Consider the following 12,858-nt stretch of genomic DNA (forward strand, 5'->3'; position numbering starts at 1 on the left):
AACAACCCCTCCAATTCTCTATCATGTTGCGTAATTCAATCGCATTAAGACCAGCAGAGGGAGTGGCTTCCGCCCCGACCGCTCCGCGTACATCCAGTATACGAAAGCGCTTCCTTCCCCAGTGAGGGAAGAAATTAAGCGGCAAGGGGGAATGTTTTCACCGATTTTCGCTAAGCCGGGCGTTCGGCTGCGCTCAGCCGGGAAAAGAATCCTGTGCCGCGCAGCCGTCACCCTTGAAGGGAGGTGTCCGGTGTGTCGGCGTTGGCCGCCGATCATCGGGCCGGGGCGCTGTTCGGGGCGCTGTTCGGGACGCCCGCCGATCAGCCGCTCCGGCTGCTCCGGAATTCGGAGGGGGTGCAGCCCATATGCTTTTTGAACAGCTGGGAAAAATATTTCAAATCCTCGTACCCCACCATCCGGGCGATATCCGACACCAGCGCCGAGCCGTCCTGCAACAGGCGGCATGCCCGGGCGATGCGAGCCTGGGTAACGTACTCGATATAGTTCATGCCTGTCTCCTGCTTGAACTTATCGCTCAGATGATTCGGGTGAACCTTCACCACGCTGGCGACATGCTGCAGCGTCAGGCTTCCGTCGGCAGTCTCCCGGATATAGCGCATCGCTTGGGAGACATATGGGACCGCGTCGTCCGCATACCGGTCCCGATAGATTTGCATCGCCTCCTGCAGCGCGGCGAAGAGCGAGCCTTCCCATTGCTCCGGCTCGGCAGCCGCGGGGTCGGCGAGCGAATGCGGCTGCCAGCTCCAGCCGTCCCACGCCTCGGCGGCCGGCCGGGTCAGCGGCGCAGCGGCTTGGGCGCACCGCTCCAACGCTCCGCCGCGATCAAGGCGGATTGCCCATAGGAGCGGACAGACTCCGGCGTCGCGTGCGGATGCGCGATCAGTTCCTTCACCCGCTCCCCAATCCAGCGGCGCAATCGCTCCGGCCGGCCGGAGGACAGCGCCTGCAGCAGGCCGTCCTCCTCCTGGGCCGAGCAGATCGACGGGCGGCCTTCGCGCGCAGCCGTCTCCTCATAATGAAGCAGGCGGCGGCCGGCCGCGAACCAGCGGAAGCGGCCGGCACTGCACGCTTCCCGGAAGGAGCGGCCGATGTCCGCGGCATCCGCGGCGGCTCCGCCGATCCCGGCGAAGAGACGGCACTTGAGGAGCCGCTCCGTCCGGCGGAGCGCTTCGTCCCAGCCGCAGGGCAGATGGCCGGGGATCGGCTCCGTCCGGCGAATCGCCAGCAGCCGCTGCTCGTGCCGGACGACCGGGCCGCCTAACAGCTCGGCCAACAGATTGGCGGCCGCGAACAGCAGCAGCCCGTGCCGGGCTTCGCCCCAGCCGTCCGCCTCGATGACGGCCGCCTCATACGAAGCCGCATCGCTTCCGCTTCCCAGCGGGGCGCCGACGCGGCGGAACAATTCGGCGGCGATCCGGCGGCAATCTTCGGCTGGCAGCGGCTCGGCCAACAGCTTCAGCACCTGCCGCTCCCGGTGGGACGCCTCCTTCGCCGAATCATGCACCGCCGCATCCTGCTTCTCCAAGATGCGCGCCTTCGCCCGCAGCGCCGCCTTCACGATGTCGTCCGGGCGGCTCGTCTTCAGCAAATAATCGCAAACCCCTTCTCGCAGCGCCCGCTGGGCGTAATGGAAATCGTCGTAGCCGGTCAAAATCAGCGTCTCCGTTCGCGGGCTGACCTCCCGGATATAGGCCGCCAGGTCGATCCCGTCAGCGCCGGTCATCCGGATGTCCGTCAGCACGAGATGCGGCTTCTCCGCCCCGATCACTTCCATGGCCTCCTCGGCGGAGGCGCAGGGCGGCAGCACCTCGAAGCCGAGCTCGTTCCACGGAATGACCTGGGCCAGCCCCGTCCGGATGATCACCTCATCATCAACAATCAATATTTTCACGGATATCTCCCCCTTGCGCGTAGTTCATCCAGTGCCTCGGTCCGCCGGAATGGAAAAGGAGACCGCAGTCCCTTCCCCTAGCCGGCTCTCCATGCGCAGCTCCGATCCGGTTCCGTAATGGAGAAGCAGGCGGCGCTGAACGTTGAACAGTCCGTAACCGCTGCCTCCCGAGCGGGATGTCTCGGCATTCGCCGCGGCCGGCTCCGGGGCGCTCAGCCGTTCCCTGACCCGCTCCAGCTCCTCCGGGCCGAGACCTCCGCCGTTATCCTGTACCATAAAGCGGATTCGGCCATTGTCGATCATGTCAATGTCGATGATCAGACGGCCTCCCGATCCCGGATAAGCCGGGAGCAGCCCATGCGTGAGAGCGTTTTCAACGAGCGGCTGCAGCAGCAGCTTCAGCATCGCAAATTCTTTCAGCTCCTCCGGCAAATGAATGCGGTAATCGAATCGCCCGGGGTAACGCACCGATTGAATCTCCAAGTAATTCGCCACATGCTCGGTCTCCTGCTCCAGCGAGCAGGTCTCCAGCCCCCGGTTCAGGCTGAAGCGCAGGAAATCGCCCAGCGCGCCGACGAGGCTGGCAATGCGCCCGTTCCCCTCCATATAGGCCATCCATTGAACCGATGACAGGGTGTTGTACAAAAAATGCGGATGAATTTGCGCCTGGAGGGCCAGCAGATCCGCCTCCTTTTTCCGGGCCTCGTTCTCCTTCACCTGCTCCGTCAGGCGGCGGATATTGTCGCTTAACTGGTTGTAGCTGTGCACGAGCATGCCGACTTCGTCGCTGGACGTGAGCGGCAGCGGCCGGAACGGCCGATCCGGCTGCACGGCGCCGATCGATCGGGCGAGCCGGACGAGCGGCTTCGTCACCCGCTTGACGACATAAGCGGCCACGGCGGCAATCACCGCGATGACGACCGCGACCGTCACGGCCGTGAATTGGAGCAGATAGCCGTTCTGGGCGCTGAAGGTCTGATAGGGGATGAGCGCGTAGACGCTCCACGGGGCAATCGGCACGGACATCGACACGACAATGTGGCGATCGCGGCCCTCCCCGATCTCCGAAAAGCGCGCGGCTCCGGCAGACGACTCTTGCCCGGCAAGGACTCTCAGCTTCGCGGACCATTGCTCAGCGGTGTCCGGATCGGCGTTGGCGGCGACGATATGGCCGGTTGCATCCAGCAAGAACAGGCTGCCTCCGCCATCCACCGCCGCCTCGCGCAGCCGTTCGGCCAGCGCGTCCCCGTCAATGCCGATCGACAGCATGCCGAGCATGTCGAACGTATTCATGTTGCGGATCGGGCGCACGAGCGAGACGGTCCGCTTCTGGCCCAGCGTCGTGTCGCTGAGCGTCGGCGGCGACCACCAGACCGGGTGCTCCTGCCAATACGCCTCGTCGGACGGGGCCTGCCCGAACAGATGGGAGGACAGCAGCGTCGTATTGGACAGCTCCGGGTTGCCGTTCAGCGGAATAATGCGGATGTCTGCGATGTAGCTTTTGGAAAAGGCAAGGTTCGTCAAAAAACCGACCATGCGCAAATAATCGTTGGCGCTTGCCCGGTCTTTGGCCAAATATTGCTGGACATCATGCTGTCCGATCAAAAATATCGACATGTTCTCCACGTCCTGAGCGATCGTCTCCAAAATGGCGCTGATCTGGCGCAGCGTGTTGAGGCTGGCCTGCTTGCTCTTCTCCTCGCTAATCGACCATGCCGTCCGGTAGGAGACGTAGCCGAGCAGCAGCACAGGGATGATGATGAAGGCGATAAGCAGGGTCGATAATTTGCGGTGCAGCGAACGGGTCATCCAGCGCATAACGTTCCCCCTCTCTCGGGTAAGTTCAGCAATAGATGTGGTTCACAGCTGCAATCAGTGTGGGATGAATTTCAATGTGAGATATGGAAAAGCATCTGCCCATCCTGAATTGTTGTAAGTTGCACCACACAACAAATGGAGAGGCAGATGCCCGTTCAGTATATCAACGAATTGATAGATTTTCCAGAACTAAATAACTGTTCCCGATCCCGGAGTCATGGGGACGAGCAGTGAATGACGCCCAGCTTGCGGGGCCCAATTGACATGAAGGCCGACACACAGGGGCAGCTACATCGATTGCTCCAAAAAGCTGGTTGGAGAGTGCCCGATGTATTTCTTAAATACTTGACTAAAATATTTATAATCTTGGAAGCCCACCCGTTCCGCGATTTCATAGATTAAGAGATCCCCTTGCTTCAGCAATTCAATGGCCTTGATCATCCTGTATCGGTTAAGAAAATCATTGAACGTATAAGTTGTTTCCTCTTTAAATTTGGAGTATAGATACACCGTTGAAATGTGAAGGCTGGCGCTAAGATCATTGATAGAAATTTTTTGTGAATAATGTTGCTTGATATATTCAATCAGGCTGTCTACATATTTCGTTTTATTGCTTCGAACTTCAAGGTATTGAATATCCAATAATTCATTGTACAAATGTAGCTCTTCAAAGGACTTTTTCTCGTGATGGCGCTGTCGTTTTAATTGTATTTTGGCGATGATCTTGACCATCGCCGCATTTAATTTGTCAAAGTCAATCGGCTTCAACAGATATTCGCTTACAGATAGCGATATCGCTTGCCGGGCATATTCGAACTCGCTATATCCGGAAATAATGATCGCTTCATAGTCATGCTCTGCTTTGCTTTGCTTTAACATTTGGATTCCATCTTGAAAAGGCATTCTCACGTCGGTAATGACAATATCAGGCTGCAGCTCCTTGATTTTGGCCAAGCCCTCGATTCCATCTTCCGCTCTTCCCACGACGATACAATTCAGCTTCGGCCAGTCCACCATATAGGCCAGACCATTTCGAATAATATCCTCATCTTCTACGATTAATACCTTATACATTGTTCACGTCTCCTATATAAGGGATTCCCGCTATCACTGTTGTCCCGGCACCGTGTTTGCTTTGTATGGAAAGCCCGTAAGCCGGTCCGTATAAAAGCTGCATCACTCTATGGGAGTTGTATAATCCGACATGCTCCGGCATGGCATCCTTATCGTCTAATAACTTTCGGATATAATCGAGCCTTTCCTCCTCCATCCCTTGTCCGTTATCCTCGACTGCGATTTGAATGTCATCCCCGACTTGTCTAATCGTAATCCGGATCAATAAATGCTTCGTATACTCAAGTCCATGCTTGATGCTGTTTTCAATGATGGGCTGCAATAATAATTTCGGTATTTTATAGTCCAGAAGGGCCGGATCGATATCCATCTCATAATCTAATCTTGTGTTAAATCTCATTTTTTGCAGCCGCAAATAGTCTTCCATGTAGCCTATATCGGTGTGGAGCGCGACCTCTCCATTGCCGTAATGAATATAATATCTCATTAAATTAGCAAACATCACCACAATATTCGATGCGTTCCTGGCATCGAGTAACATCTCATACCTTAGCATTTCCAACACATTAAACACAAAATGCGGATTAAACTGATTTTCTAAATGCTTAATCTCCATTTTTCTCTTTCTTTCCGCGATTTCATCATTATGCTTCATCAGCAGCTGTATTTTGGACATCATGTTATTGAATTCATCATAAATGGTCTGAAATTCATCGAAGGTTCTCGCTTCAAGCCTGTAGTCCATGTTCCCCTGCTTATATTGATCCACGGCGGAGATGAAGGAATCAAAGGATTGCAGATTGCGCTTCATGAGCTTCGGCACGACTAAATGGATCAAGGCGAGCAGAATCAGGCCTGAACCCAATAAAATGACGATTCCTATCACTAGAAACTGCTTGAAACTGTTCATGGAGGTCATCGTCAGAATATGAAAGTTCCCATTCCCTGTTTCATTCGCCGTCATATAGTAATAGGAATCATGAAAAGCGATTATTTTTTGATCGGTCCGGTACGGAATCGTTGATTTGCCCATGCCGTTTCTTAGCGAGTCATGAGAGGTGTAGATAATGTTGTCGAAGCGATCCGCCACCACCACCATATCGGCATCCCGGGTATGAATGCAGGCGCCCAGGTCAGCGAGAAACAACAGGAGATAACCGCGTACTTCATTTCCGCTGGTTATCGGCTTGGCCAACACGTACGGTGATTTCCGAAACTGCCCGAAGGATATTTTATTGATGCCGCCATAAACTCCCTTTTCCTGTTCCTGAAGCTTCAACAACAAATCCTTGAGCACATAACTATTGGATAAAGTCTCTTGGTCGCTCTGATAAAAATTCGTGGAGACGATATGCTGCTTGCGATCCAAAAGAACAAAGCTTGCTTTTATTTTTCTATCATTGACAAACCGGTAAAGCAGTTGATTCACTTCAATGGATACGTTTTTATTATCGAAAACAGCCCGTACCGTTGGGTCCTCAGCCAGCCTGTCCAGTCCCTCCGAGTAGTGCTGAACCTCTTTCTCTATGAGCCGGCTAAGCCCCGCATTATACGATCGATTCGTCTGAACGATGGTTTCTCTAAACGTGAGAAGCAAGGAAAGGATAAACAATGCAAAAATCAATAACACAAGAATGGCCCCGGAACGAACAAACGTCTTCCTGATATAGTCTTTGAACTTATTGGATTTTTGCATCATTCACATCACCTGACGTTTCTTAGAATGATAATTTCTCTCCACCTATCTGCTCTATGGCTTGCTTGTGACAGAAACGTAAAGGCTGCCCCCGCTCTACTCCATAGCTGAATCTCATCCATCGAAATGCGGTGCCGCACATCCTGTGCAGTCGCCAGCAACTGGGAGACTTGCATTCTTCGCGCCAGCCTATGGAGTAAAGCGAAGAGCCTCGGAACGGGCTTACTTGGGCTGCTAAACACTAATGTCTTTCTTTCCTGTCAGCTTAAAGAACGGGATTAGCGAGAGGATCGAGGTCAGCGTTAAGATGGTCGAATAAGCTGATGCGTTTCCATAGTTACCTCGAATCACCTCTGTATAGACCGACACCGTTAACGTTTGGGTCTTGCTCGTGTACAGAATGATCGATGCGCTTAATTCACTAATGACGGTAATCCAGCTCATGATGGCTCCGGCAATAACGCCTGGCATCATCATCGGCACAATCACTCTTGTAAACGCTTTCGTCTCTGACGCGCCCAAGCTGATGGCCGCTTCTTCAATACTGGGGCTGATCTGGCTGATAATCGCCGTACTTGAACGAATCGTATACGGCATTCTCCGAATCGCAAAAGCCATAATCATAATGATCATCGTACCGCTTAACAGAAGCGGGGCTTGACTAAACGCAAAGAGAAAGGCAATACCCAGGACCGACCCCGGAATGATAAACGGAAACATGGAGATCGTATCCAAGGTGGATGTAAGAGCATTTCTTTTTCTTACGGTCAAATAGGAAATCAATATGCCGCATGCCACAATAATCACGATCGCCGCGATACCAATCAGGTACGTATTGAAAATTGCCGAAGTATCTTTGTTAAATAAGATGTCCCGGTAGCTGTTCAACGAAAATCCGGACGTAAATACCTGGCCTCCCCGCGTTGCCAGGAAGGATGTAAAGATAACCACGCATTGAGGCAGGATGGCCAAGAGAACCGTAAAGTAGACCGCTCCGTGCGCTGCTATATTTTTCATCCCTTTACTTCGCTCGGGAACCATGGGCTTTAATGCGCTCATCGAATAGGAGTAGTATCTTGCAAGGATACGCTGAACCATAAATAGGCAAATGGTTAACAAGATAATAATGACACACAGCGCGGCGGCAAATCCGTCATCTCCCCCCACCTCGCTCATAAATTGAGTATAGATGAGGACAGGCATGGTCCTGAATCCTTCGCCGATCAGCATCGGCGTCCCGAAGTCCGCAATCACGCGCATGAAGACCAATAACGCGCTCGCCAAGACCGTAGGCATAATTAAGGGAAGAATAATTTTAAACACGCGCTGTACCGCCGAATACCCGAGACTCTCAGCGGCTTCATTCAGCGAATTGTCCAGATTCTGCAAGGCCCCCGAAATATAAATATAAATCAAAGGAAAGGATTGCAGCGTCATGACTAACACAATTCCCGGAAATCCGTAAATTCCATTCAGTTGAGTATGAAACAAATCATTAATGAATTGCGTAATCACGCCATTCCTGCCGAGCAATTGAATCCAGGCGTAAGCCCCGATAAATGGCGGCGACAGATATGAAATAATAATTAAGATTTGGAGATATTTACTTCCCCTAATCTTCACTTTCCTCATGACATAGGCGACGGGCAAGCCGATGGCTACCGACAGCGCGGTCGTTACCAGCGTGACTTTAAAGCTGTTCACTAAGGTGATCCAATAAAATTTTCGTTCAAAAAATTTGCTAAAGTAACTGAGAGTCAGTTCACCCGTGTAAGGGTCGAAAATGCTTTTTTTCAGGACCAGGACCAGCGGAAACAGAATAAAGAGAAGGAAAATAGCTAGGATAAGGATGGAAGAAAGGTTCCAGACGCTAAATAACCGCTTCTTATTTGCAGTCATGTTCGCCACCCGCTTTGATCAAACTCTCCTGTTTTTCGAGATCAAAAATATTGATTTTGTTCGCTTTCACGCGCAAACAGATTTCGCTTCCATTCGGAATCATGTCCGAACTATCGGCATCCTGGATCACTTCTACCGTCTCTCCGTCCAACAGTTCGGCAAAATAATGCGTATTTACACCCAAAAACATGCTGCTTTGCACAACCGCTTTGATACCATGCCGATCCGAACCGATAACAAACTCCTGTGGTCTTACGGATACGAACACCGGGGTTCCGTCCGCCAGATGATCGGATAGATTATTCATGCTCTCCCTATAGCTGTTTCCGAAGTTGATCCATTTTTGCCCGTTCTCTATTTCTACCTTTGCCTTTATTAGATTGGAAGTCCCGATGAATTTCGATACAAACACATTGGCCGGACGTTCATAGATCTGTTTCGGAGTGCCGATTTGCTGAATCACGCCGCCGTTCATCACCGCGATTCGATCCGAGATCGCCAAGGCTTCTTCCTGATCATGGGTAACGTATACCGTGGTAATGCCTACCCGCTGCTGGATGCTTTTGATCGCGTTTCTCATTTCAATTCTTAATTTGGCATCCAGATTGGACAGCGGTTCGTCCATAAGCAATACTTGAGGATGAATGACCAAGGCTCTGGCTAAAGCCACTCGCTGCTGCTGCCCGCCAGACAGCTTGTCCGGCATTCTGTCTTTATATTCTTCTATTTTGACCACATTTAATATATCCTGAATTCTATTCTCGATTTCAGCCTTGGGCAGCTTCCTATGCTTCAAGCCAAAAGCGACATTGTCCTTCACAGACATATGCGGAAAGATGGCATAATTTTGAAAAACCATTCCCATGTTGCGCTTATTGACGGGGATATCGTTTATCGCCTGGTCCTCAATTTTAATGACCCCGTCATCAATCGAGTTAAAGCCGATAATCATGCGGAGCAACGTTGTTTTCCCGCACCCCGAGGGTCCCAACAGGGTAAAGAGTTCGCCTCGTTGTATTTTGAGCGATAAGCCGTCTATGATGGTTCTATCCTCAAATCGTTTGACCACGTTTTCAACCTGAATTGCAACGCTCAATCCGCTTCCCTCCTTTATTCATGAAAGGGAGACAGCTCAACGATGTCCTTTACAGAGCCGGTAAGCTATCCCCTTGAACACTAGTTAATCCAGGGACATTTCGAGCAACTCGTTGAACTTAGCCGTAATCTCATCCTTATGATCGGACACCCAGCTTTCATCATAATTTTTGGCTAAGACAATCTGTTCTGTCGGCACCATGTAAGAAGCAAGCTCTGCTCCTTCTCTGAGCGGTCTGACCGTAAGCTCGCTGCCTACTAAATTTTGTATTTTTTCCGACAGCATATAGTCCACAAATTTTTTGGCGTTTTCAAGATTCCTCGCCCCTTTGATAATCTGGACCGATTCACCCGGGAACACAGCCCCTTCCTTCGGGAAGACAATATCCACGGGCGCCCCATTCTTCATGTAACTGGCCACCGGATCCTCCCATGTCAAGCCGATTGGATACTCGCCATCAGCCACACTTTTGTGCAGTTGTCCGGAGCTGGAAGACATTTTTCCGTCCAAATTGGCAATAAACCTTTCAACAAATTCCCAAGCTTGATCAGACATCGGATCGCCATCTCCCATGGCGTATAGCATCGCTGTCAGCGACTGGAAAGCAGAGCTGGAAGCCGCCGGATCGCCGAATGCGATTTTCCCCTTCAGCTCGGGATTCAGTAAATCTTTAAACCCTTCAACCTTGATATCCCCAATTAAGTTGGTATTCACGATAAAAACGGTTGGATCGGCAAATGCGGGCGAAAAATAACCGGTCTTGTTTCTGAACTCCTCCATCATATTCTTATCCTCGGGAGAAACGTATTGCTCGAACAAGTCCGCTTTACTTTTGAGCATCGTTTCATCCGCCGCCCACAAAATATCGCCCACCGGATTATTTTTCTCTGACTCGACACGCTTCACTAATTCTCCTGTACCTGCCACGATGACTTCGACTTTAATCCCGGTATCTTGTTCAAAGTTAGGGATGACGGCATTGTTCAAACTCTCACTGCGCGCCGTATATACGGTCAACACATTTCCGTCTTTCTCTTTGGCAGAGTCTTTGCCAGAGCCTTCCTGTGACGAGCATCCGGCAAAAATACTTACCAATAGAGCCGCCGCAGCAACGATAGTAACCGCTTTCATTTTTTTCATTCGTTTCTTTCCCCCTCTTGTCATGATGAGAATAGTTGTAATTCGTATCATCATTATAGGAGCTATCCGGTGCTTCGGGTATCCAATAATCCTAAATATATATCCTAAAATACTCAACCTCCGGAATAGAAAAGCATCTGCTAATCCTCTTTTTTTGCAAGCGCGAACAATAGTCAGGAGGAATTGACAGATGCAGCCTCAGTATAGCAATCAAATAATCAACCTGCCAGTTGTAAGAGTATGCCAAATTTTGCTGCAAACCAAGTCCAAATTATTTGTTTGGACACCAAACTTTTTGTGTGAATATGGAATAAATTATGCTACGATAGAGGCAGCCTCGTGAACCGTTTTCAGCGGGGTGATGCTTGGAAGGAGGAGCGATGTGGAGTCGGTAGGAGACGAATTTCCTTTTTTGCAAATGCTGGTCAAGGGCCTTGCCGCCCAATTCGGCGATCAGTGCGAGGTCGTGCTGCACGATCTGACGCTGCCCTATGACCGGACCATCGTCGCGATCGAGAACGGGCACATCACCGGACGGAAGGTCGGCGATCCCGGCACCAACCTCGGCCTGGAGCTGCTGCGCGGCAGCACCGAGGACGGGAATAAGATCAATTACATTACGCAGACCCGGGACGGCCGCCTGCTGCGGTCAACGTCGCTATATATGCGCAACCGCGAAGGGCGCGTCATCGGCTCGCTCTGCATCAATTATGATATTACGGATTTGACATTGGCGGAGAAAGCGCTGAAGTCGCTTACGATGACCGGACTCCAGGCGGAAGTGAAGGAGTCGTTCGTCTCCAATGTGAATGATCTGCTCGATACGCTGATCCAGGAGGCGCAGGAACGCATTGACAAGCCGGTGGCCGTCATGACGAAGGAGGACAAAATGCGCATGATCGCTCTGCTGGAAGAGAAGGGCGCCTTCCTCATCAAAAAGTCGGGCGAGAAAATTTGCGCTTATTTGGGCATCTCGAAGTATACGCTGTATAACTATTTAGATGAAGTGAAGAAATCATCGAACTAACGTGCCGTAAGGAGGCTAGCACGCATGTCCAATGAGATTACACGCCGCGAACGGCGAATTCCCTCCGCCTGGAGCGCCCGTGCCGGAGAGCTTCGCGAGGCGGAAACGCCCTTTCTGCTCATCGACGCGGAACGGACGAACCGGAACATCCGCCATATGGCGGACATCGCGGCCAAGAACGGCGTCCAGCTGCGTCCCCATGCCAAGACGCACAAAATGCCGCACATCGCCCGTCTGCAGCAGCGGCATGGCGCCGTCGGCATTACGGTGGCCAAGGTATCCGAGGCGGAAGCGATGGTGAAGCACGGGATTCGCGATGTTTTCATCGCCTATCCTCTTGTCGTGCCGTCCAAAATTCGGCGCGCCCTCGCCTTGACGGCCGACGCCCGCATGATTGCGGGCGTGGACAGCGCGGCCGGCGCGCGCGCCCTGGAGGCGGAGGCGCGGCAATTCGGCGGCGTCCTGGAGGTGCGGCTGGAGATCGACACCGGGCTCAAGCGGTCCGGGGTGCGCACGGCGGATGTCAAGGCGGTGGCGGAAGCGATCGCCGGGTGTCCGCACTTGCGCTTGACCGGCATTTATACGTTCCGCGGCGCGCTGATTCACGGGGAGGCGACGCTGGATGTCCGCAGCGCCGGACTCGACGAAGGCATGCGGATGGCCGGCATCGCCGAGGGGCTGCGCGAAGCCGGCTATGACATTCAGGATGTCAGCGTCGGCTCGACCCCGACGGGCGCGTATGCGGCAGCCGTTCCGGGCGTAACGGAGATTCGGCCGGGCACCTACGTGTTCCAGGATCGGATGCAGGTCGCCTTCGGCGGCTGCAGTCTCAAGGATTGCGCGGGAGTCGTCGTCGTCACGGTCGTGAGCTGTCCCGAGGAGGACACCGTCATCGTCGACGGCGGCAGCAAAGCGTTCGCGACCGATGTTCAGCCGCACACCGCGCCCCTCTATCTGCGCGGCTTCGGGCATGTGCTCGAAGCGCCCGAGGCGGTGCTGGAGCGGCTGTCGGAAGAGCATGGCATGATAAGGATCGCGCCGGGACACGGCCTGGAGGTCGGGGATCGGCTGCACATCGTGCCGAATCATATTTGCAGCACGTTGAACTTATACAATTCGGTCCAGTATCTCACTCCGGACGGGGTGACGCCGGTGTCTGTCGAGGCGCGCGGCTGCAACTGGTAAATGAAGGAGCA

At 52.7% G+C, this 12,858-nt stretch carries 10 protein-coding genes; 2 read left to right on the forward strand and 8 right to left on the reverse strand.

All coding sequences use genetic code 11. The annotated features are described in order from the left end of the window. Positions 1–320: 320 nt before the first annotated feature. The 8 genes from L6439_RS17405 to L6439_RS17440 form a co-directional block, all read right to left on the reverse strand. Entirely contained in the window at positions 321–830 is a 510-nt protein-coding gene (locus L6439_RS17405; protein WP_237096516.1) for a helix-turn-helix domain-containing protein, read from the reverse strand. Next, positions 797–1,912 (reverse strand): response regulator, encoded by a 1,116-nt coding sequence (locus tag L6439_RS17410; protein WP_237096517.1) that lies wholly within the window; start codon positions 1,910–1,912, stop codon positions 797–799. The genes L6439_RS17405 and L6439_RS17410 overlap by 34 nt, the downstream gene beginning before the upstream one ends. A gap of 24 nt (positions 1,913–1,936) precedes the next feature. Then, positions 1,937–3,730, reverse strand: a complete 1,794-nt coding sequence (locus L6439_RS17415) for a cache domain-containing sensor histidine kinase (protein ID WP_213468138.1) — start codon at positions 3,728–3,730, stop codon at positions 1,937–1,939. A 288-nt stretch (positions 3,731–4,018) separates the two neighbouring features. Beyond that, complete coding sequence (locus L6439_RS17420; protein ID WP_168181519.1) at positions 4,019–4,804, reverse strand: response regulator transcription factor; 786 nt, start codon at positions 4,802–4,804, stop codon at positions 4,019–4,021. Continuing rightward, entirely contained in the window at positions 4,797–6,503 is a 1,707-nt protein-coding gene (locus L6439_RS17425) for a sensor histidine kinase (protein ID WP_213468137.1), read from the reverse strand. Before L6439_RS17425 ends, L6439_RS17420 begins: the two co-directional genes overlap by 8 nt. A 231-nt stretch (positions 6,504–6,734) precedes the next feature. Next, positions 6,735–8,399, reverse strand: a complete 1,665-nt coding sequence (locus L6439_RS17430) for an ABC transporter permease (protein ID WP_213468136.1) — start codon at positions 8,397–8,399, stop codon at positions 6,735–6,737. Continuing rightward, positions 8,386–9,495: an ABC transporter ATP-binding protein gene (locus tag L6439_RS17435; RefSeq protein ID WP_213468135.1), complete on the reverse strand. Its 1,110-nt coding sequence runs from the start codon at positions 9,493–9,495 to the stop codon at positions 8,386–8,388. Before L6439_RS17435 ends, L6439_RS17430 begins: the two co-directional genes overlap by 14 nt. A gap of 84 nt (positions 9,496–9,579) precedes the next feature. Beyond that, positions 9,580–10,635: an extracellular solute-binding protein gene (locus L6439_RS17440; protein WP_168181515.1), complete on the reverse strand. Its 1,056-nt coding sequence runs from the start codon at positions 10,633–10,635 to the stop codon at positions 9,580–9,582. A 382-nt stretch (positions 10,636–11,017) separates the two neighbouring features. Here L6439_RS17440 and L6439_RS17445 point away from each other — a divergent pair, with 382 nt between their 5' ends. After that, positions 11,018–11,662 carry a helix-turn-helix transcriptional regulator gene (locus L6439_RS17445; protein WP_213468134.1) on the forward strand — a complete coding sequence of 215 codons (645 nt, stop codon included), beginning with the start codon at positions 11,018–11,020 and terminating at the stop codon, positions 11,660–11,662. 24 nt (positions 11,663–11,686) lie between these two features. Beyond that, entirely contained in the window at positions 11,687–12,847 is a 1,161-nt protein-coding gene (locus tag L6439_RS17450; protein ID WP_213468133.1) for an alanine racemase, read from the forward strand. The last annotated feature ends 11 nt before the right edge of the window (positions 12,848–12,858 follow it).

Source organism: Paenibacillus dendritiformis (assembly GCF_021654795.1).
Taxonomy (GTDB): Bacteria; Bacillota; Bacilli; order Paenibacillales; family Paenibacillaceae; genus Paenibacillus_B.

Bases quoted from the DNA above. Each gene is read 5' to 3' on its own strand.
- L6439_RS17440 (WP_168181515.1), bottom strand. From the start codon at position 10,635: ATGAAAAAAATGAAAGCGGTTACTATCGTTGCTGCGGCGGCTCTATTG.
- L6439_RS17415 (WP_213468138.1), bottom strand. From the start codon at position 3,730: ATGCGCTGGATGACCCGTTCGCTGCACCGCAAATTATCGACCCTGCTT.
- L6439_RS17425 (WP_213468137.1), bottom strand. From the start codon at position 6,503: ATGATGCAAAAATCCAATAAGTTCAAAGACTATATCAGGAAGACGTTT.
- L6439_RS17450 (WP_213468133.1), top strand. From the start codon at position 11,687: ATGTCCAATGAGATTACACGCCGCGAACGGCGAATTCCCTCCGCCTGG.
- L6439_RS17430 (WP_213468136.1), bottom strand. From the start codon at position 8,399: ATGACTGCAAATAAGAAGCGGTTATTTAGCGTCTGGAACCTTTCTTCC.
- L6439_RS17420 (WP_168181519.1), bottom strand. From the start codon at position 4,804: ATGTATAAGGTATTAATCGTAGAAGATGAGGATATTATTCGAAATGGT.